Genomic DNA, 19,978 nt, shown 5'->3' on the forward strand with positions numbered 1-19,978 from the left:
GCGGCGCCCGAAAATAGGCTCTACCCAAACCCTAGCGGCTCGCCTATAAAACCTTTGGATAAGTGGGGCTAACCCACAGCCAGAGGCAGAGACAGTTGAATAAGGGGGACGGCCATGCGCTGCCCATTTTGTGGGAATATAGACACTCAGGTCAAGGATTCGCGTCCTGCCGAAGATCACGTGTCGATCAGGCGGCGGCGGTTTTGCCCTGCATGTGGCGGACGGTTCACTACGTATGAGCGCGTGCAGCTGCGCGATTTGGTCGTGATCAAATCAAACGGGCGGCGCGAAGATTTCGACCGTGACAAGCTAGAGCGCTCTATTCGCATCGCGTTGCAAAAGCGCCCGGTTGAGCCGGAACGCATGGATCAGATGATTTCAGGCATCGTGCGCAGGCTGGAAAGCATGGGCGAAACCGACATCGGATCCAAGCAGATTGGCGAGATCGTGATGGAAGCGCTCGCGCGGATCGACACGGTTGCTTATGTGAGATTTGCCAGTGTTTACAAGAACTTCCAGGCGGCGGATGATTTCGATAAATTCGTTTCCGAATTGCGTCCGGACACGGCACCCGAAACGTGAGCCAAAGCGATCACGCTTTTATGAGAACGGCCCTGTCGCTTGCGCGGCGGGGCCTTGGCCGTGTCTGGCCCAACCCTGCGGTTGGCTGTGTGATCGTCAAGGCGGGCCGCGTGATCGGTCGTGGCTGGACCCAGCCTGGCGGTCGCCCGCACGCGGAAACTATGGCGCTGGCGCAAGCTGGCGCGCGTGCGCGCGGCGCGGTGGCCTATGTCACGCTTGAGCCTTGCGCGCATCATGGTCAAACCCCGCCCTGCGCTGAGGCGCTGATAGGTGCGGGTATCACCCGCGTCGTGGCCGCGTTGGAGGACAGTGATCCGCGCGTCTCTGGCCGCGGTTTTGCCCAGCTTCGCGCGGCGGGGATCGCGGTGCAGACCGGGCTTTGCGCCAGTGAAGCGGCAGAGGACAACGCCGGATTTTTCCTGCGCACCGAACTTGGCCGCCCGCAGCTTACCTTGAAACTCGCGCTCACGCTTGACGGGCGCATCGCGACCCGCACAGGGGATAGCCAGTGGATCACAGGTTTTGAAGCGCGCCGCGCTGTGCACGGGTTTCGCGCAAACCATGATGCGGTGCTGATCGGGGCAGGGACCGCGCGCGCGGATGATCCCGCGCTTACGGCGCGCGGTCTTGGCGTCTCTCATCAACCTGTGCGCATCGTCGCGGCGCAAGGCCTGAGCCTGCCCCTGGACGGCAAGCTCGCTCGCAGCGCGCGCGACATTCCCCTTTGGCTGTGCCATGGGCAAAGCGCTAGTGAAGAGCGGCGCGCAGCCTGCGCCGCAGTGGGCGCGACGTTAATTTCCTGCGAGAGCGGAGAGGCGGGGATCGGGCCGCGTGCGATGCTAACCGCCCTTGGCAGCAAAGGGCTGACACGGGTTTTTTGCGAAGGCGGTGGGCATTTGGCTGCGTCGCTTTTGCGCGCGGATCTGGTGGACCGCTTGATCGTGCATAGCGCGGGCGTTGCGATTGGCGCCGATGGCTTGGGCGCGATCGCGCCCATGGGCCGCGATGTTCTTGGCGATGCACCGCGTCTGCGATTGGTGTCGCACCGCCGCCTTGGCGCTGATATCGAACATGTGTGGCAGCGCGCTTAGCGGCGCCAAAGATACGCCTTGCCCGCCAGCAAACCTTGTAGTTTTGACGCGCTGCGATTGAACGGTCCCGGCTTTGGCAGATCGCCCGAGGCAAGGCGCTCAATCACTACCTCTACTGGGCAGGCCATGCCAGTGACCGGATCGAAATAGCGAGGATAGTCAATCAGCGTGGCATGCACGAGCGCCTCTAGAGAGACCTTGGTGCTGCGCCGCGCAGGCACTGCGCCCAAGTCCGTGGTCAACCCCCAACCAGCATAAAACGGTGCGCCGTAGCAGGTGACGGGCTTGCCGCGCAGCAACGCCTCAAAACCGAGCAGGGAGGTCATGGTCCACACTTCATCGACCGCGTTGATCGCTGCAATCGGGTCGACATCGGCCAGAACCCCGTCGCACAGCGCGTCCAGATCGTTCTGCGCGATATGGCCTTGGCGCAGACCCGCCTCGACGTCGGGATGGGGCTTGTAAAGGATCACTGCGTCCGGGTTCGCAGCGCGTGCAGCGCTGAGCAGGTCCAGATTTGTGCTGACAACTTTGGTGCCCATAAGAACAGAGGCGTCATCTTCAACTTGCCCCGGGACCAGAATGCGGTGGCCTGCGGGCACATCGCCAAACACGGCGCGCCCGACGTTGTACTTGCTGAGCGCGGCACCGTTCAGCCGCCCGATCAGCCTTTGCGCGCGCTCTTTTTGATCAGGGCGCAGCAGGCGGCGCATGCGGATCAATTCCTCAAGCCGGCTAGGGCGCGTGGGGTCATAGTAAATCCCCATATCATCCAATACGAGCGAGAGCGGCGGGATCAGCTTTGCACCAAGCCCTTTGGAGCGCACAAACCCGTCCTCGATGCGCAGGCTTTGACTGCTGAGCGGCGCATCCTTGGCGCTGGCCCATACCATGTGACGGCGCCCGTCGCCCATGGCGTGGGTTAGCTTGGCTTGATCGTCTACGTAGCGTAGCGCGCGGCTTTGTCCGAAAAAGCGATGAAACGACGCGCGTTTCCAAAGGCGTATGCCGCTGGCGGCCCAGCCTTTGTGATCCTCGCGCCAGGCACGCGACTGGGCCTCCAGCGCGTCGATCGCCGTTTCCAATTCGCACAAGCAATTCCTGTAGGGATCGTACCACTTGGGATAGAGGATCATCGCCGCCGCAAAAAGCTGCGCACGGCTGATCAGGCGCTGTCGGCGCTGCACGGGATGCTCGTCCGTGCTCAGGCCCCAGCCGGCATAAAAGGGCTTGCCGAACACGCGCGGCTTGTGGCCTGCAAAAATCGCCTCAAACCCCATCTGTGATGAAACGGTATAGATTGCCGCTGCCCCCTCGAGCAAGGTCCAGGGGGAGACGTTTTCACCAAGAAGCGTTACGTTGTGATTGGCGTCGCTTGCGTTGAAATAGCCGCGGCGATTGCCTGCCATGGTATCGGGGTGGGTCTTGATGATGATGCGCTTGCCGGGGTGCTCTTCCTGCGCGAAAACCAGCATTTCAAGGAACGTCGCTCGATCCGCGCCGCTCTTGAGGACAGAGGCGTCGTTCAGGGTCTGATCGAGCACCAGCACATAGCCCGGCTCGGGGCAGGGGGCGTTTGGATCAAAGCCGTTGTATTTGCTCAAATGGGCTTCATGCAGGCGTGCGATGCACGTGCGCGCGCGGTTCATCAAAGCGGTATCGTCAAGAGGATGGTTCGTTAGAATGTCTTCCAGATCAGAGAGTTGAGCGGGATCATAGTGCATGCCCCTACTGTCGATCGTAAGGCCGATGGGGGGCTGGCCGGAGCGCCCGGGCAGAACCGAGCGCAGGAAGGCATCTTCGATCCGGATGATCGGGGCACCGTGCTTTTGCGCGCCCGCTTCGCCGCGGTGGGCAGTGGGGCTGTGGCCCCAAACGCCGATCGCATCGCCGTCCTTTGGCCTGCCGACGCGTAGATCATAGCCTGCAAGTTGCAAAATACGGCGCAATCGGGGCTGGCGCAAAAAGCCGCCGTTGTAAATAAAAAGCCGCCGACGCTGTTCTGCGTCGGCGGCTGATTCCATCGTGTGTTCCGACATCGGGCTTAGCCGCCTGAGGCTGCGCCGACACCGAGCGTATCTGCCGTCGTGGTTAGCGTCCCGACCGCGCCGAGCGAGCCTGTGACCGCAGCAATCGCTTTGCTCCACTGGGTAAAGGGCGCTTCGGTGACATAGACAGTGTCTTCATCGCGGATCACGAAATCACGCGCTTGGAACATGCCGTTCGGGCGTGTGAGATCAAGGACATAGACAAAACGCTGCGCCCCTTGCAGATCGTTGCGGCCAAGAACGCGATTGGCAATTTCAACCGGCTCGTTGCGGAAAATGAACACGCCTGTCGGATCGGAAGAGGTACTGATCAATCCGCCAACCTGCGCCAGCGCTTCGACGGCTGACAGTGTCTGGCTTTCGAAAATGACGCGGCTTTGACTGCCTGTTGCGCCAAGCGCGGTGAACGAACGTGTGTCCTGTTCGACCAGAATGCGGTCGCCGCCGCGCAGGGCAATATCCATCTGAGGGTTGTTATAAAGGTCCTGGAACCAGATTTTACCCTTCTCCGCGCCGCGGATCACGGTGATCTGCGCAATCTCCGGCTCGATCGCGATCCCGCCTGCGCGCGCAAGCATGGACGAGAGCGTGCGCGTGGGCCGCTCGATCGGATAAACGCCCTGTCCGCCGATCGCGCCGACTAGCGACACGGTTGCACCGTCGCCTGCAAGGCGGCGTACTTGCACCTGCGGATCTGGCGTTTGCTCTTCTAGCTTGCGCGTAATCGTGCGCCGGATCGCTTCTGGCGAATTGCCCGCCGCGCGGATGCGTCCTGCGTAGGGCACAAAGATAAAGCCTGCGCCATCGACTTGAACTTCTTCCAGCAAGGTCGAGTTCGAAGTCTCGCCTGCGAGTAGCCCGTCATCGACGTTTTCCCAAATGGTTAGCCCAAGCGTGTCACCTGGACGGATCGTGTCAGATCCAATTTGCCCTGCGTTTTGAAAGGCTTGCGAAAAGCCAAGGCTGGGCACGACAGAGGTCGCGCGCGTGACGCGGTCATTAACTGAAACGACGAAAGCATCGCCAGAGCGCTGCACGGAGCCCTCGTAGATTTCTTTTTTATTGGGCCCAACGCGCGGCAAACCGCAAGACGATATCATCGCCACAGCAGCCAGCAAGCAGGCGGATTTCGCCCATCTGGATGTATAGGATTTCACTGCTCGGTCTCCTCGACCTATTACTCTGCCTCAGACTCTATCGGTCTTTTTAAGTAAACTACGGGAATCCAAAATAAAAAGCTAGCGTTAGAGAATGAACTCTTTAGTTCACGACCCGCAACTGTTGCCGCGGAGCCGCGGTGCCGGACAGCAGCGCATCATAGGGGTCCTCGCTGGAAAGCATCATATCGACCACATGGCGCAGCAATTGGCGTCGCCCTATGGTGGAATAGAAGCCACCCGGAACTTGGCTGGTTTCCAGCAAATAGCGGCGATAATCCTTGTAGGCGCGATTGTCCGGGCGTTCGGCCGCCTTGAAAAACTGGGCGAGCGGTTGATCGGAGACGAATTCAGGTTTGGAATAGACCGCGCTGCCAAAAGTCTTGAGCGGAATGCCGCGCCAAAGGACCTGCTGGCCGGCGGTGGAATTTACTGTGACCGCAGTGCGTGCGTCGTTCAATAGCTGCGCCAGCTTGCCGCCGCGCACATAATGCACACGTTTGGATACGCCATAGCGCGTGGCCATTTCCTTGAGCGAGCGGCGCACAGGCACGCGGCCATCTTCAAGCGGGTGCGCTTTGAAAACGAGGTGGTGATGCTGCGGCGCGCCTTTGGCGAAGTCGCGGATTACCAGTTCGAGAAACTCGGTCATCGTCTCGAAGGGGGAGTGCATCTTGAAAGAACTGTCATGCTCCAATTGCAAAAGCGCAAGATGATATGGAAAGCCGCCATTGCGGATGCGCCAGGTGGCGATGCGTCGCTCGAGGCCTTGCAGCGGCATAAGCAATAGGCGTTTCACATAAAGCTGGAATTCCTTGATCACCGGCAGATCGCGGTGCGTGCGAAAATTGCGGTATTGACCGTTCCTGAACATCACGAACCAATGATAAAGCGCGCCGTAAAACACGTGCTGGCGCATGTCGCCCCAATGGCTCGGCGGCATCGGCGCTTCCATATCAGAGCGCTCCAGCGCGGATTGCATTTGCGCCACGCTTGTATCCATCAACCGCGAATTTCCGTTCGATCCGCCGCGTTCGTAAGTGACCCAGAAAGGACGCAAATAGCCCTCCTCGAAAACATGCACACGCAGGCCAAGCGCATTGGCGCGTGCAACCGCGGTAGCATGAACCGGGCGCGTGTCACCATAAAGCACGATATCGGTGACGTTTTTCTCGGCAACGAGCGCGTCGAACGTGCTCTCCCAATCGCCCAAAGCCCCGCGAAACGGGATGTAGGTGGAGGGCTGGAACCAGAAGGCGCGGTCCCCTGCATTAAAGCCCACACGCCAAACGCCCGCGCCCGCCCGTTGCAGCATACGCCCCAAACGGTGAAAGAACGGCCCATGCGGCCCTTGCAGGAACAGAAAAACAGGTTTTTTCGCCGTTGCGGTGCTCATGTCATTCGGTCTACTCATTATTTCTTGAAAGACATAGACAGATTATAGGGTCAAAATAAGGCGCAACTTCGCCAAATTTTCCCCAGCGCGCACAGGCAAAGGAGCAATTCAGATGTTCACAGGGATAATCACCGATATCGGCGCGGTGCGCGAGACCCAGCAGCGCGGCGATCTGCGCGCGCGCATTGGCACGCGCTATGACACCAAAGGCATCGACATTGGCGCGTCGATCGCCTGCGACGGGGTCTGCTTGACGGTGATCGAGCTTGGTAGCGATTGGTTTGACGTCGAAATCAGCGCTGAAACCGTCAGCAAAACCAACATCGGTGTAACCCATTGGCCCGCGGGCCGCCGCCTCAATCTTGAGCGCGCGCTCAAAGTCGGCGACGAACTTGGCGGTCATATCGTGTCGGGTCATGTGGATGGGGTCGCCGAAATCATAGCGATGAAAGACGAGGGCGATAGCACGCGCGTCACCCTGCGTGCACCCGAGGCGCTCGCCAAATTCATTGCTTCCAAAGGCTCGGTCGCGCTGAACGGCACCTCGCTCACGGTGAATGAAGTCAATGGCGCGGAATTCGGAATCAATTTCATCCCTCACACCAAGGTCGCGACCACTTGGGGCGACGCCAAGATCGGCGATGCCGTCAATCTGGAGATCGACACGCTGGCCCGCTACGTCGCGCGTTTGCACGAATGGGGCTAACTCGTGCTTCTCTGGTCTGAAAATACCTCGGGGGGTCGATCTTTGATCGACGGGGCAGAGCCCCTTCCACCGCTCATTCAAGCGCGCGGTGGAAGCCTTCGATTAGCTGGCGTAAGCCAATCGCGCAGCCTGCGAAGATCGCCAGCAGCGTCACAGGCGCGCTGTAGCTGAGCAGGCTGAATGCGCTGATGCCTTGCCCGACGGTGCAGCCCATCGCTACCACAGCGCCGCCGCCCATCAAGACTGCGCCGAAGATTTGACGGCGTAGCTCACGTGGATCCTCGCAGGCTTCCCAGCGAAAATGCCCTTTGATCAAACTGCCCACGAAGGCACCGATCCAGACGCCGACCACCGATCCGACACCGAAACTCAATGTGAGGCCAGAGGAGAGCATTGCATAGAGCATTGCATCGCCCACGGGCGCGGAAAATGTATGCGACACCACCGGCAATCCGTCAAATCCCGCGTTGGCCACCCAGGATGTGCCGGCCCAGCCGCTGACGATGGCAAGGCCGACGACAGCCCCCCAAAAGGCTGATTTCGGCGCGCGCAAGAGCGGGCCTCGCCAAAAGGCAGCGCTGCAAATCAGCGCGCCGATCGCCAGGCCGATCGCGATTGGCGAAAGGCCGGTGTATGCGCCAAGCCCGTGAGCGATGCCCGCAGGCGTGTCTGCCACGCCGCTTTGGGGAAACGCCCAAACGCGCAGCGCAGCAAGCGGGCCGGAGAGCACCACATATGTGCTCACCCCCATCACCAACACGATCACGAACGAGCGCAGATCACCGCCGCCAAGGCGCGCGATCGCGCCAAAGCCGCAGTTGCCAGCAAGCGCCATACCGTAGCCGAAGGTGAGGCCGCCGAGAATGCTGGCAAGGACGGAAAACGGCTGCGTGAGATAAAACGCTTGCCCTGCATCAAGCAGGCCAAGACCCAAAAGCGTGAAGCTGCCAAGTACTGCGACGCCGATGGCGAGCGCCCACATGCGCAAACGTTCGCTAGAGCCGCCGTAGAGCGCATCCTCGATCGCGCCGAGCGTGCAAAAGCGGCCAAGGCGCGCAGCCAGGCCCAGGGCGATGCCGCCAAGCGCGCCGAACAGCGCGACCAAAGTGGTATCATATGTGAGAAATTCCATCCGCGTCCCCTCCCAAGTTGACGGATTTGCGGCGCTAACCCATGCGCGGCATCATACTGTGTCAGTCGTCTTTACAGAAAAGTTCGTAAACCGTTTCAAGCATCTTGCGCGGGCGTTCGTCCGCCAGCTTGTAATAGATCGTCTTGCCGTCGCGGCGCGGAATCACCAGACCCTCGAGGCGCAAACGCGAGAGTTGTTGCGACACAGCGGCTTGGCGCGCGGCCAGCAATTCCTCAAGTTCGGTCACTGATTTCTCGCCGCTGACAAGATGGCACAGGATCATCAGGCGACCCTCATGGCTGATCGCTTTTAGAAAGGCCGACGCTGTTTGCGCATTAGAGACGACTTTGTCGATCTCCTCGTCGCTCATATTCACGTCTAAAACAGGAAGCCCCATCGCGTCAGTCTCTCAATTCTTGCATCAGCTTCGCTCGTCGACGAAGGCTGTCTTGTCTTTAAGCAGTTGATTGAACAGTGGCCAGAAAAAATCCTCGCCCGGGTATCCTTCGATGCGGCCGATCTCTTGGCCCTCGTCCATCAAGATGAAGGTCGGTGTGAAATTCACCCGCCGTGCATAGGCCGCGCCCTCGGGGGCTCCGTCGTGGAGGTCGCGGCGCAGAAGCGGTGCGAATTTGCCCTCGGCGGTGTTGGGGTAGGCCGGTGCGATTTCGTCCATCCAGGCCTCGCAGTAATGACAACCCTTTTGTTCGACCATGATCAACTCGGCCGCAAGGGCAGAACTGGCAAGGGCGGCGGCAAGGCCAAGCCCGAGGGCGACTCTGGAAAATAGCGGTAACATGTGAAACCCGATTGACGCTGCGATAACAATCAACATAATTTGAATATGTGAATAACACAAGGAAGCCGTGATGTTGGAAATATCATTCGCAGGCGCTGCACTGGCCGGGCTTTTGTCGTTCTTCACACCGTGCATATTGCCGATGGTGCCGTTCTATCTGTGCTACATGGCAGGCATTTCGATGTCGGAGCTGCGCGGGGACGGTGAAATTGCGCCGGGGGCGCAGCGCCGCTTGGTGATCTCGGCAGTGATGTTTGCGCTTGGGGTTAGCACGATCTTTGTGTTGCTCGGCATGGGTGCGACGGCGATCGGGCAGGCCTTCGGGCAATGGCTTGAGCCGCTGAGCTATGTGGCTGCCGCCATCTTGTTTCTGTTCGGGCTGCATTTTCTGGGCGTTCTCAGGATCGGCTTTCTCTATCGAGAGGCCAAGTTCGAGAGCACCGCAGAGCCGACGACGCTGATCGGTGCATATGTCATGGGGCTCGCCTTCGGTTTTGGCTGGACGCCCTGCGTCGGTCCTGCGCTGGCCTCGATCCTGATGATCGCATCCGGCATGGGCGATATCTGGCGTGGCGGTTTGCTGCTTTTGGTCTACGGCCTTGCGATGACCGCGCCCTTCGTGCTCGCTGCTTTGTTCGCGCGGCCCTTCCTTGGCTGGATGGGGCGCAATCGCAAGTATCTGGGACATGTGGAAAAAGTCATGGGCGCAATGCTGATCGTTTTTGCCATTCTGATCGCGACGGGCAGCGTCAATATTATTGCGGATGCGATGATCCGCTGGTTCCCCGCGCTGACGTCGCTGGGATAACATTTTGTAAAGGGAGAGGGTTATGATGATACGGCGGACACTTCTCGGGTTTTTGATCGGCGCGATTGCGCTGCCCTTGAGCGCGGCAAGCATTGGTGATGACGGCCTGCACAAGACCGATTGGATGCGCGATACCTTTAAGGATCTGCGCGAGGATCTGGAAGAGGCCAACGACGAGGGCAAGCGCCTGATGATCATCTTCGAGCAACGCGGCTGCATCTATTGCACCAAGATGCACAAAGAGGTTTTCTCGCAGGCCAGAGTCAGTGATTACATTTCAGAGAACTATTTTGTAGTGCAGCTGAACCTGCACGGCGACATTGAAGTGACCGACTTTGACGGCGAAACGCTGAGCGAGAAAGACATGGCGCGCAAGTGGGGGATTCTTTTCACGCCCTCGATGATGTTCCTGCCCGAAGAGGTGGGCGAGGGCGCGGCGACGCCGCAAGCGGCGGTCGCGGTGATGCCCGGGGCCTTTGGTGCGGGCACCACTTTGGATATGTTCTCATGGGTGAAGGAGAAGCGGTACGAGCTTGATAACGGAGAAGATTTTCAGCGCTATCACGCACGCCGTATTCAAGAGCGCAGCAACGGCAGTTTTGACTGATCGCGACAATTCGGATCACTTATTCATTTTAGTGAATTTGATGTTGCGTTATAACGGCTCTGTGAACTACGGTATACCGAAGCCATACAAAATGCAGTCATGCAAAGCATGGTTACGACGGGAGGGACTATGAAAACGATTAATAAAATAGCAGCGGCAAGCGTTGCAGGTGTCATTGCTCTGGGCAGCGCAAGCTGGGCGGAGATGATTGCACCGACGGACGTCAAATTCGGCGAATATGGCGAGGTGGAAATGTCTCTGACGGGCAAGCCGGGCAATCCTGAGCAAGGCGCAGTCGTTCTTGGCAACAGAAGTCTCGGCAATTGCGTGGCCTGCCACGTTGTCGGCGCGCTGGCGGATATTCCGTTTCAGGGCGATATCGGTCCAGCACTTGACGGTGCTGCGGATCGTTGGAGTGCGGCAGAGCTTCGCGGCATTCTGGTCAACTCGAAAATGACGTTCGAGGGCACAATGATGCCAGCCTACTACAAGATTGACGGCTTCACTCGCCCGGGCAATGCCTACACGGGCAAAGCCGCAGATGGTCCGCTCGATCCGCTTCTGAGCGCCGAGCAAATCGAAGATGTCGTCGCGTTTCTTTCAACACTCAAAGACGAGTAAGCGACGGACTTAAGGAGATAGATATGGAATTCTCACGTAGAGACACGCTGGCGTTGGGGCTTGGTGCCGCCGCGCTGACGGTTCTTCCCTTCCAGCTGAGCGCGGCTGCCACGGATGATGCGATCTCCGCATTTACCGGCGGCGCGGATGTAGGGACGGGCGGCCTGACGCTGACCGCGCCCGAGATCGCGGAAAACGGCAACACCGTTCCCGTCGAAGTGGCCGCGCCCGGCGCGACGTCCATTTTGTTGCTGGCGGCTGGCAACCCGACACCGGGCGTTGCGCAGTTTAACTTTGGACCGCTCGCAGCAGCGCAGTCCGCATCCACACGTATCCGCCTTGCCGGCACGCAGGACGTGGTCGCGATCGCCAAAATGGCCGATGGCAGCTTCGTGCGCGCGGCGCAGACGGTTAAGGTCACAATTGGCGGCTGCGGCGGCTAAATGCGTGCAATCCGAAAACGGGGAACCGGTTTTCGGAAGAAATTGTGCGATACAAAAGTAAGGAGACAAAAACTATGGCATCTGGTGTAAAACCCCGCGTCAAGGTCCCGAAGACGGCAGCAGCTGGCGAGGCCATTACGATCAAGACGCTGATCAGTCACAATATGGAGTCCGGTCAGCGTAAGGACAAAGAGGGCAACAAGATCCCGCGTTCGATCATCAATCGCTTTACTGCCGAATTCAACGGCGAGAGCGTGATCGACGTAACGCTTGAGCCTGCGATCTCGACCAACCCGTATTTCCAGTTCGACGCGACTGTCCCCGAGGCCGGTGAATTCAAGTTCACATGGTATGATGACGACGGCTCCGTCTACGACGAAAGCAAAAAAGTAGCGATTGGTTAAGATCGCACATCGCAACGCTGGGGCGGGTGCTGCGCAGTTTGGGCAGCAGTCCCCCAGCAAGGGAGGAAAGACATGAAATTTAGAGCTATGACGGCCATTGCAGCAGTAATGCTTGCACCGACGTTCGCCCTTGCCGAGGCCGACGACGATACGATGGTTCTCAATGAAGAGACCGAAATGGTCACCAAGACGGCCGCACCTGCGCATGTCGCAGATGCTCTCGATCAGGTGATGTCCGGCTGGCACTTCCGCTCTGACGAGACGCAAGCGATGCAATTGGATGACTTCGACAATCCAGGCATGGTTTTCGTCGAGGCAGGTCTGGAAACATGGGACACCGTTGAGGGGAGCGAGGATAAATCATGCTCGTCGTGCCATAACGACATGGACTCGATGGCAGGCGTAAGAGCCACATATCCCAAGTGGAACGAGGCCGCTGGTGAAGTTCGCACGCTGCAAATGCAGGTGAACGATTGCCGCACCTCGCGCATGGGCGCAGAGGCGTGGAAATATGACAGCGGCACAGCCATCAATATGGAAGCAGCGCTGTCGTCCGTGTCGCGCGGCCTGCCTGTGAACGTCGCAATCGACGGTCCGGCGCAATCAACGTGGGAAATGGGCAAGGAGCTGTATTACACGCGCACCGGTCAGCTTGATCTAAGCTGCGCCACTTGCCACGAGGACAGCTATGGCATGATGATCCGTGCGGATCACCTGAGCCAAGGCCAGACCAACGGTTTCCCTGTGTACCGCCTCAAGAACGCCAAGCTGAACGGCGCACATTCGCGCTTTAAGGGCTGCGTACGTGACACGCGCGCCGAGACATATAACCCGGGCAGCAAGGAATTCGTTGCGCTCGAGCTTTATGTCGCAAGCCGCGGTAACGGTTTGAGCGTCGAGGGCCCATCCGTTCGTAACTAAATATCTGAGGAACCCCGCGTGCCTACCGGCGGGCGGGGTTTTTCATATCTGATCCATTCAAACATGCGCATATGTGTGCGTCGAAAACAGAAAGCCTTTACCCATGATCTCTCGCCGCGATTTTCTGCAAGTTTCCATGGCCGCTTCGGCGCTATACGGGGCATCCGGTTTCGGTAATTGGGCCCGCCTCGGCGCGCAGCAGGCTATGACGCAGGACAAGCTGCTGGACTTTGACACCTTCGGCAACGTGACCCTGATGCACATCACCGATATCCACGCGCAGATGAAACCGATCTACTTTCGCGAGCCCGAGGTCAATATCGGTGTCGGAAGCAACAAGGGCGCGGTGCCCCATGTGACGGGCGCGGAGTTCCGCAAGCTTTATGGCATCGAAGATGGATCGCCCTCTGCTTATGCGCTGAGCCATGATGATTTTTCCTCCCTTGCGCAGTCCTATGGCCGCGTCGGTGGCCTTGACCGCGTTGCGACTGTTCTGAACTCGATCCGCGCGGATCGCCCTGACGCCTTGCTGCTTGATGGCGGCGATACGTGGCACGGCAGCTACACCTGCCTCAAGACCGAAGGGCAGGACATGGTCAACGTGATGAACGCGCTCAAGCCTGACGCGATGACGTTCCACTGGGAATTCACGCTTGGCTCGGACCGCGTTGCGGAGATCGTTGAAGGCTTGCCGTTTGCGGCTCTTGGCCAGAACATTTTCGATGCGGAGTGGGACGAGCCGACAGATCTGTTCCCGCCCTATCAATTCTTTGAACGCGGCGGCGTGAAGATCGCCGTTATCGGTCAAGCCTTTCCTTATATGCCCATCGCTAATCCGGGCTGGATGTTCCCCGAATATTCCTTCGGTATCCGAGATGAGCGGATGCAGGAAATGGTTGATGAGGTGCGCGGGCAGGGTGCTGAACTGGTTGTCTGTCTAAGCCACAATGGTTTTGACGTGGACAAGAAGATGGCGGGCATTGTCAAAGGCATCGATGTGATCCTCTCGGGTCACACACATGATGCTTTGCCCGAACCTGCGCTTGTGGGCGAGACCATCATCGTCGCTTCCGGCTCTAACGGCAAGTTCGTCTCCCGCGTTGATCTGGACGTGCGCGACGGGCGCATGATGGGGTTCCGGCACAAGCTGATCCCGATTTTCTCTGACGTGATCGAGCCTGACAAAGAGGTCGCGGCACTTATCGACGAGCAGCGCGCGCCGTTTGCGAGCGAGCTGGGCGAAGTCATCGGTAAGACCGATAGCCTGCTCTATCGTCGCGGTAACTTTAACGGCTCATGGGACGATCTGATCTGCGATGCGCTGATTTCCGAGCGCGAGGCAGATATTGCCATGTCGCCCGGTGTGCGCTGGGGCCCGAGCATTCTGCCGGGCCAAGACATCACCCGCGAAGATATCTACAACGTTACCTCGATGACCTATGGCAAGGCGTACCGCACTGAAATGACAGGCGAATTCATCCATGTTATTCTTGAGGACGTGGCCGATAACCTGTTCAATCCCGACCCTTATTATCAACAGGGCGGCGACATGGTGCGCATTGGTGGCATGGGCTACCGTATCGACGTCACCAAAAAGCAGGGCGAGCGGATCACCGACATGACCTTGCTGAAAACCGGTGAAAAAATCGATCCGAGCAAGACCTACATGGTCGCCGGTTGGGCGTCAGTGAATGAGGCCACGGAGGGTCCGCAAATCTGGGATGTGGTCGAAGATCATATCCGCGCGCAAGGCACGATCAAACTTGATCCGAATAATTCCGTCACGGTTGTTGGCGTCTAAAGTAAAACATTAAACAGGAGCAGCAAATGTCTGATACACATTTGAAAAATGCCTCTCGTCGTCAGTTCTTGTCTGGCGCGGCGGCTGTCGGCGCTGGCACCCTCGCGGGCGGCGCGGTGCATGCGGCGGGTGATCCGCTGATCATGGAAACACAAGACTTCGCCGCGGGGCTTGGCGTTGGTGTGGATGAAACGCCCTACGGCTTGCCGATCCAGTTCGAGGGTGATGTGGTGCGCCGCAATGTGGAGTGGTTGACGGCGGATACGATCAGCTCGATCAACTTCACGCCAATTCACGCGCTCGACGGCACGATCACGCCGCAAGGCTGCGCGTTCGAGCGTCATCACTCCGGCGCGATCGAAATGTCCAAGGACGAGTACCGCCTGATGATCCATGGCCTCGTGGATGAGCCGCTGATCTTCACCTATGAAGACTTGGAGCGTTTTCCGCGCGTGACGCGCACCTTCTTCCTGGAATGCGCCGCGAACACAGGGATGGAGTGGGCCGGCGCACAGCTAAACGGCGCGCAGTTCACCCATGGCATGATTCACAACATGGAATATACTGGCGTTACCTTGCGAACGCTTTTGGAAGAATCCGGTATCAAACCGGAGGGCAAATGGGTCTATGTCGAGGGGCATGATGCCTCCTCTAACGGCCGCTCGATCCCGCTGGAAAAGGCGCTGGACGATTGCATGATCGCGTTCAAAGCCAACGGCGAAGCGCTGCGGATGGAACATGGGTATCCTGTGCGCTTGGTTGTTCCCGGTTGGGAAGGCAACATGTGGGTCAAATGGCTGCGCCGGATTGAAGTTGTTGAAAACGCAGTGGAAAGCCGTGAAGAAACGTCAAAATATACCGACGTTCTGGAAAACGGTATCGCGCGCAAATGGACATGGGTCATGGATGCGAAATCCGTGATCACATCGCCCAGTCCGCAATCGCCCATCAAACACGGCAAAGGCCCGCTGGTTATCACTGGCCTTGCATGGTCGGGGCGCGGCGCGATCACCCGCGTGGACGTGTCCATCGACGGCGGCATGAGCTGGCAGGAGGCGCGTCTCGCGGCCCCCGGTCAGGATATGGCGCTGTCGCGCTTCTATCTTGATATAGATTGGGACGGCTCTGAAATGCTGCTGCAAAGCCGCGCGATGGACAGCGAGGGTTATGTTCAACCCACCAAAACCGAGCTGCGCGAAGTGCGCGGTTTGAACTCGATCTATCACAACAACTGCATCCAGACATGGCATGTAAAGACAAATGGAGAGGCGGAAAATGTCGAAGTTTCTTAAACTGGTAGGCTCGACGGCTCTCTGCGCCAGCCTTATCGCTGCGCCTGCGATGGCCGAAAAAATGGGCCTTGGTCGCGCGGCCCTGCCCGAGGAAGTTGCAAGCTGGGACCATGATGTCAGCCCCGATGGCACAGGTCTACCCGAGGGCTCCGGCTCCGTGCTCTATGGCGAGGAAGTCTTTGCCGACGCTTGCGCCGCCTGCCACGGTGATTTTGCGGAGGGCGTGGACAACTGGCCGAAACTTGCGGGCGGCATGGGCACGCTCGACCGCGAGGATCCTCTGAAAACGGTTGGCTCTTTCTGGCCCCACCTCAGCACCGCTTGGGATTACGTGCACCGCTCGATGCCGTTTGGCGATGCACAAAGCCTGAGCGATGACGACACCTATGCGATCGTCGCGTATATTCTTTATTCAAACGATCTGGTGGATGACGATTTCGTGCTCTCGCGCGAAAACTTCCTCGAAGTCGAAATGCCCAACGCAGACGGCTTTATCCTTGATGATCGCGATACCACAGAAGCGCATTTCTGGAAGGCCGAGCCTTGCATGAGTGATTGTAAGGACAGCGTCGAGATCACCATGCGCGCGACGGTTCTCGATGTGACCCCTGATGAGGGCGAAAGCACCGAAGACGCCGCCTTGGAGGTCGCTGAAGAGGAACCCGTGCAAGAGGTCGCCGTTGTCGAAGAGGCCCCCGAGGAAATTGTGCTTGCAGCTTTTGATGCTGAGCTGGCCGAAGCGGGCGAAAAGGTTTTCAAGAAGTGCAAATCCTGCCACATGGTCGGAGAGGGCGCAAAAAGCCGTTCAGGCCCGCATCTGAATGATCTTTTCGGGCGTCCCTTGGGAGGAATTGAAGGGTTCAGATATTCCAAGACCATGGAAGAAATGGGCGCAGAAGGTTTGGTTTGGAACGAAGAGACTTTGGCCGCCTTCCTCGCCAAGCCGCGTGAATACGTCAACAAGACCAAGATGTCTTTCGCGGGCCTTAAGAAGGACGATGATATCAAAGCGGTCACCGAATATCTGAAGTCGGTGAGCCCATAAATGCGGCGCGGTCTCAAAGCTGCCGCCCTTGCCGCCCTGCTACTGAGCGGGGCGGCGCTTCACGCTGAAGAAACCGCCGTTCCGCTTGGCGACGCTGAAAACGGTGCAAAGATATTTCGCACCTGTTCGGGCTGTCATCAGGTCGGCCCGAGCGCCAAGAACCGCACGGGCCCTTTGCTTAACGGTATCTTCGGCGCGCCCGCTGGTGCGATCGAGGGGTTCTTTTATTCCAAAGCTTTGAAACGTGCTGCCGCCGAGGGGCTGGTTTGGGATTATGAATATCTTGATGCCTATATCGAAAATCCCAAGGCGCTGGTGTCCGGCACACGGATGAGTTTTCGCGGCATCAAGGACGAACAGGACCGCCATGACGTTCTGGCCTATCTGCGCCGCTTTTCCGACGATCCGGCCAATATTCCCGAAGCCGAACCAACGGCGCAGGCCGTAGAGGTCGCTTTGGCCCCGGAAATTCTGGCGATCGTCGGGGATCGTGATTATGGTGAATATCTGGCGAATGAATGCTTGACCTGTCACCAATCTAGCGGTTCTGATCAGGGTATACCTTCGATAACGCGTTGGCCGGAAGAAGATTTCGTCATCGCAATGCACGCTTATAAACAAAAGCTACGCCCACATCCTGTGATGCAAATGATGGCGTCGCGCTTGTCGGACGAAGAGATCGCGGCGCTTGCCGTGTATTTTAAGGAGTTGGAGTAACCGGCCCTTAATGTTTTCATGGGAGGAAACACAAATGAAACTGAATAGACGAGTCTTTATCGGCACTGGCGCTGCGGCTGCAGCTTCGGTTTTGTCGGCGCCCATGGTGCACGGCGCGGCGCATGGCAGACCCAAGGTCGTGGTTGTCGGCGGCGGTGCGGGCGGCGCGACCGCTGCGCGCTATCTGGCCAAGGACAGCAAAGGCGAGATCGACGTCACCTTGATCGAGCCGACGCGCAGCTATTACACCTGTTTCTTCTCCAACCTCTATATTGGCGGCTTTCGCGAGGCGGATTCGCTTGCCCATAGCTACGGCACGCTGGCCTCCCAGTACGGCATCAACGTGGTGCATGACTGGGCCGTCGGGATCGACCGCGATGCGCGCACTGTCGCGCTCGCTGGGGGTGGCTCCGTGCCCTATGACCGCTTGATCCTTAGCCCCGGTATTGATTTTGTCGATGGCGCGGTCGCGGGCTGGGATCTATCCGCGCAAAACAAGATGCCCCATGCCTACAAGGGCGGCAGCCAGATGGAGCTGCTGAAGGCGCAGATCGAGGCGATGCCGCAGGGCGGAACTTTTGCGATGGTCGCGCCGCCAAATCCTTATCGCTGCCCACCCGGTCCCTACGAGCGGGTCTCCATGGTCGCGCATTTGCTGAAGAACACCAATCCGACGGCCAAGATAATCGTAGCCGACCCCAAGCCAAAATTCTCCAAGATGGGGCTTTTCCAAGAGGGATGGGCCGATAATTATGCGGGCATGGTCGATTGGATCGGATCGGACTTTGGCGGTGCCAATGTCGAAGTTGATCCCGAAGCGATGACCGTTTCCATCGACGGCGAAGTGACCAAGGTGGATGCCTGCAACGTCATCCCAGCGATGAAAGCTGGTCGCATTTGCGAAATGGCGGGCATAACCGAGGGCAATTGGGCGCCTGTGTCGGGTCACACAATGCAGAGCCGTATGGATGAAAACATTCACGTGCTTGGTGATGCGACCAATCAGGGCGATATGCCGAAATCCGGTTTCTCGGCCAACTCGCAAGCCAAGGTCGCAGCCATGGCTGTACGCGGTGCGCTGACGGGGTCTAAAGTGTTCCCTGCGAAGTTCTCCAACACCTGTTGGTCGCTGATCGACACGGACAATGGGGTTAAGGTTGGTGCCACTTACGAGGCGACGGACGAGAAAATCGCCAAGGTCGATGGCTTCATTTCGGCCACGGGCGAGGATGCGGCGCTGCGCAAGGCGACTTACGAGGAAAGCATCGGCTGGTATTCGGGCATCACCTCCGACATGTTCGGCTAGGCGTTTACTGCTCGATCAAAACGTATCAGGCCGCGCCTCTGAATGGGGCGCGGTTTTTGCATTTTGGGTAGAAATATCACTGCGCAATCGATTTGGCGTTGCGCCTGTGCGCTGAGAGAGGTTTTCAATGCTTAGCCCATCGCCGATCATAATGCCCTTGCGATCGAGCACCGCTTGAAATTAGTGGGCGCTTGGTGCGACCTGGATCAACGAGCATATAGTTGGCCGCAACGTTGCCAAAAGGGAATATTTTGTCCACAATTCAAGTCTAAGACGTGACACATCACACCGCTGCGCGCCTTTGACTTGGGTCGCCCCCCTTGCAGCCCCCTTGGGGCAGCACTAAGACTCTCTTAGTGCTTCATGTGATAAGCAACCATAGCAGCAGTAGGCAGGCGAGATATGAAAGACCCGATAGAGACATATATGAACACGCTGGTTCCCATGGTGGTCGAACAGACCAGCCGCGGGGAGCGCGCATACGACATTTTCTCGCGCCTGTTGAAAGAGCGCATTATTTTCCTGAACGGCCCAGTGCACGACGGTATGTCGAGCCTGATCGTCGCACAGCTTTTGCATCTTGAGGCGGAAAACCCGTCAAAAGAGATCAGCATGTATATCAACAGCCCCGGCGGCGTTGTGACCTCGGGTCTGTCGATCTACGACACCATGCAATACATCCGCCCCAAAGTATCGACGCTGGTGATTGGCCAGGCGGCTTCTATGGGTTCGCTTTTGCTCACGGCGGGTGAAAAGGGCATGCGTTTCTCTTTGCCAAACAGCCGCATCATGGTGCACCAGCCCTCCGGCGGTTATCAGGGCCAGGCAACGGACATTATGATTCACGCGGAAGAGACGCAAAAGCTCAAGACGCGTTTGAACGAGATTTACGTGAAACACACAGGTCAAACGCTCAAAAAGGTCGAAAATGCGCTTGAGCGTGACAACTTCATGTCGCCTGAAGATGCGAAAGAGTTCGGCCTGATCGACGAAATTCTCGAAACGCGCGCCAAGGGCGACGAGACCGAGGATTAAGACAGCCGGCGCGCATCAACCAAATCGGGGGATGCGCGCCGATTTTTGCGATTGTGGCTCGGGGCAG

General features: G+C 58.3%; 21 protein-coding genes. 15 read left to right on the forward strand and 6 right to left on the reverse strand.

Annotated features, from left to right (window positions below):
* Positions 1 to 114: 114 nt before the first annotated feature.
* Together nrdR and ribD are read left to right on the forward strand one after the other, a co-directional pair.
* Positions 115 to 582 (forward strand): transcriptional regulator NrdR, encoded by a 468-nt coding sequence (nrdR, locus tag B9P63_RS18205; RefSeq protein WP_085311466.1) that lies wholly within the window; start codon positions 115 to 117, stop codon positions 580 to 582.
* On the forward strand, positions 579 to 1,673 hold the full coding sequence (gene ribD / locus B9P63_RS18210; RefSeq protein ID WP_281252387.1) for a bifunctional diaminohydroxyphosphoribosylaminopyrimidine deaminase/5-amino-6-(5-phosphoribosylamino)uracil reductase RibD: 1,095 nt from the start codon (positions 579 to 581) through the stop codon (positions 1,671 to 1,673). Before nrdR ends, ribD begins: the two co-directional genes overlap by 4 nt.
* Here the strand turns inward: ribD and B9P63_RS18215 are convergent.
* The 3 genes from B9P63_RS18215 to B9P63_RS18225 form a co-directional block, all read right to left on the reverse strand.
* Positions 1,670 to 3,697 (reverse strand): capsular polysaccharide biosynthesis protein, encoded by a 2,028-nt coding sequence (locus B9P63_RS18215; RefSeq protein ID WP_245830749.1) that lies wholly within the window; start codon positions 3,695 to 3,697, stop codon positions 1,670 to 1,672. The two genes, ribD and B9P63_RS18215, sit on opposite strands and share 4 nt — an antisense overlap.
* A 20-nt stretch (positions 3,698 to 3,717) precedes the next feature.
* Complete coding sequence (locus B9P63_RS18220) at positions 3,718 to 4,878, reverse strand: polysaccharide biosynthesis/export family protein (RefSeq protein ID WP_085311471.1); 1,161 nt, start codon at positions 4,876 to 4,878, stop codon at positions 3,718 to 3,720.
* Positions 4,879 to 4,981: 103 nt separating this feature from the next.
* A complete protein-coding gene (locus B9P63_RS18225; protein WP_085311474.1) occupies positions 4,982 to 6,274 on the reverse strand; it encodes a capsule biosynthesis protein in 1,293 nt (430 codons plus the stop codon).
* Positions 6,275 to 6,386: 112 nt separating this feature from the next.
* On the opposite strand from B9P63_RS18225, the gene B9P63_RS18230 reads away from it, so the two are divergent.
* Positions 6,387 to 6,980, forward strand: coding sequence for a riboflavin synthase (locus B9P63_RS18230; protein WP_085311476.1), 594 nt, complete (start codon positions 6,387 to 6,389; stop codon positions 6,978 to 6,980).
* Positions 6,981 to 7,053: 73 nt separating this feature from the next.
* Here the strand turns inward: B9P63_RS18230 and B9P63_RS18235 are convergent, their stop codons facing one another.
* From B9P63_RS18235 to B9P63_RS18245, 3 genes are all read right to left on the reverse strand, one after another.
* Positions 7,054 to 8,112 (reverse strand): YeeE/YedE family protein, encoded by a 1,059-nt coding sequence (locus B9P63_RS18235; RefSeq protein ID WP_085311478.1) that lies wholly within the window; start codon positions 8,110 to 8,112, stop codon positions 7,054 to 7,056.
* 61 nt (positions 8,113 to 8,173) lie between these two features.
* Positions 8,174 to 8,509 (reverse strand): ArsR/SmtB family transcription factor, encoded by a 336-nt coding sequence (locus B9P63_RS18240; RefSeq protein WP_085311480.1) that lies wholly within the window; start codon positions 8,507 to 8,509, stop codon positions 8,174 to 8,176.
* Between the two features lie 24 nt (positions 8,510 to 8,533).
* A complete protein-coding gene (locus B9P63_RS18245) occupies positions 8,534 to 8,911 on the reverse strand; it encodes a thioredoxin domain-containing protein (protein WP_085311529.1) in 378 nt (125 codons plus the stop codon).
* A gap of 70 nt (positions 8,912 to 8,981) precedes the next feature.
* Here B9P63_RS18245 and B9P63_RS18250 point away from each other — a divergent pair, with 70 nt between their 5' ends.
* The 12 genes from B9P63_RS18250 to B9P63_RS18305 all read left to right on the forward strand — a co-directional run bounded on the left by B9P63_RS18250 (position 8,982) and on the right by B9P63_RS18305 (position 19,911).
* Positions 8,982 to 9,719 (forward strand): cytochrome c biogenesis CcdA family protein, encoded by a 738-nt coding sequence (locus B9P63_RS18250; protein ID WP_085311482.1) that lies wholly within the window; start codon positions 8,982 to 8,984, stop codon positions 9,717 to 9,719.
* Positions 9,720 to 9,744: 25 nt separating this feature from the next.
* Positions 9,745 to 10,326 carry a thioredoxin family protein gene (locus B9P63_RS18255; protein WP_085311531.1) on the forward strand — a complete coding sequence of 194 codons (582 nt, stop codon included), beginning with the start codon at positions 9,745 to 9,747 and terminating at the stop codon, positions 10,324 to 10,326.
* Positions 10,327 to 10,455: 129 nt separating this feature from the next.
* Entirely contained in the window at positions 10,456 to 10,947 is a 492-nt protein-coding gene (gene soxX / locus B9P63_RS18260) for a sulfur oxidation c-type cytochrome SoxX (protein WP_085311484.1), read from the forward strand.
* Between the two features lie 23 nt (positions 10,948 to 10,970).
* Complete coding sequence (gene soxY / locus B9P63_RS18265; protein WP_085311486.1) at positions 10,971 to 11,390, forward strand: thiosulfate oxidation carrier protein SoxY; 420 nt, start codon at positions 10,971 to 10,973, stop codon at positions 11,388 to 11,390.
* A 74-nt stretch (positions 11,391 to 11,464) separates the two neighbouring features.
* The gene (gene soxZ, locus B9P63_RS18270) at positions 11,465 to 11,794 is read left to right on the forward strand and encodes a thiosulfate oxidation carrier complex protein SoxZ (RefSeq protein ID WP_085311488.1); all 330 of its coding nucleotides are present in this window, start codon (positions 11,465 to 11,467) and stop codon (positions 11,792 to 11,794) included.
* A 72-nt stretch (positions 11,795 to 11,866) separates the two neighbouring features.
* Entirely contained in the window at positions 11,867 to 12,715 is an 849-nt protein-coding gene (gene soxA / locus B9P63_RS18275; RefSeq protein ID WP_085311490.1) for a sulfur oxidation c-type cytochrome SoxA, read from the forward strand.
* A 103-nt stretch (positions 12,716 to 12,818) separates the two neighbouring features.
* Entirely contained in the window at positions 12,819 to 14,516 is a 1,698-nt protein-coding gene (soxB, locus tag B9P63_RS18280) for a thiosulfohydrolase SoxB (protein ID WP_085311492.1), read from the forward strand.
* Positions 14,517 to 14,542: 26 nt separating this feature from the next.
* Positions 14,543 to 15,808 (forward strand): sulfite dehydrogenase, encoded by a 1,266-nt coding sequence (gene soxC, locus B9P63_RS18285; RefSeq protein ID WP_085311494.1) that lies wholly within the window; start codon positions 14,543 to 14,545, stop codon positions 15,806 to 15,808.
* Positions 15,792 to 16,853 carry a c-type cytochrome gene (locus B9P63_RS18290; RefSeq protein ID WP_085311496.1) on the forward strand — a complete coding sequence of 354 codons (1,062 nt, stop codon included), beginning with the start codon at positions 15,792 to 15,794 and terminating at the stop codon, positions 16,851 to 16,853. Before soxC ends, B9P63_RS18290 begins: the two co-directional genes overlap by 17 nt.
* A complete protein-coding gene (locus B9P63_RS18295; RefSeq protein ID WP_085311498.1) occupies positions 16,854 to 17,570 on the forward strand; it encodes a c-type cytochrome in 717 nt (238 codons plus the stop codon).
* A gap of 34 nt (positions 17,571 to 17,604) precedes the next feature.
* Positions 17,605 to 18,876 (forward strand): NAD(P)/FAD-dependent oxidoreductase, encoded by a 1,272-nt coding sequence (locus B9P63_RS18300; RefSeq protein ID WP_085311533.1) that lies wholly within the window; start codon positions 17,605 to 17,607, stop codon positions 18,874 to 18,876.
* A 402-nt stretch (positions 18,877 to 19,278) separates the two neighbouring features.
* The gene (locus B9P63_RS18305) at positions 19,279 to 19,911 is read left to right on the forward strand and encodes an ATP-dependent Clp protease proteolytic subunit (RefSeq protein ID WP_085311500.1); all 633 of its coding nucleotides are present in this window, start codon (positions 19,279 to 19,281) and stop codon (positions 19,909 to 19,911) included.
* The last annotated feature ends 67 nt before the right edge of the window (positions 19,912 to 19,978 follow it).

The sequence above is a fragment of the Planktotalea arctica genome (genome assembly GCF_002105285.1).
In the GTDB taxonomy this organism is placed as follows: domain Bacteria; phylum Pseudomonadota; class Alphaproteobacteria; order Rhodobacterales; family Rhodobacteraceae; genus Planktotalea; species Planktotalea arctica.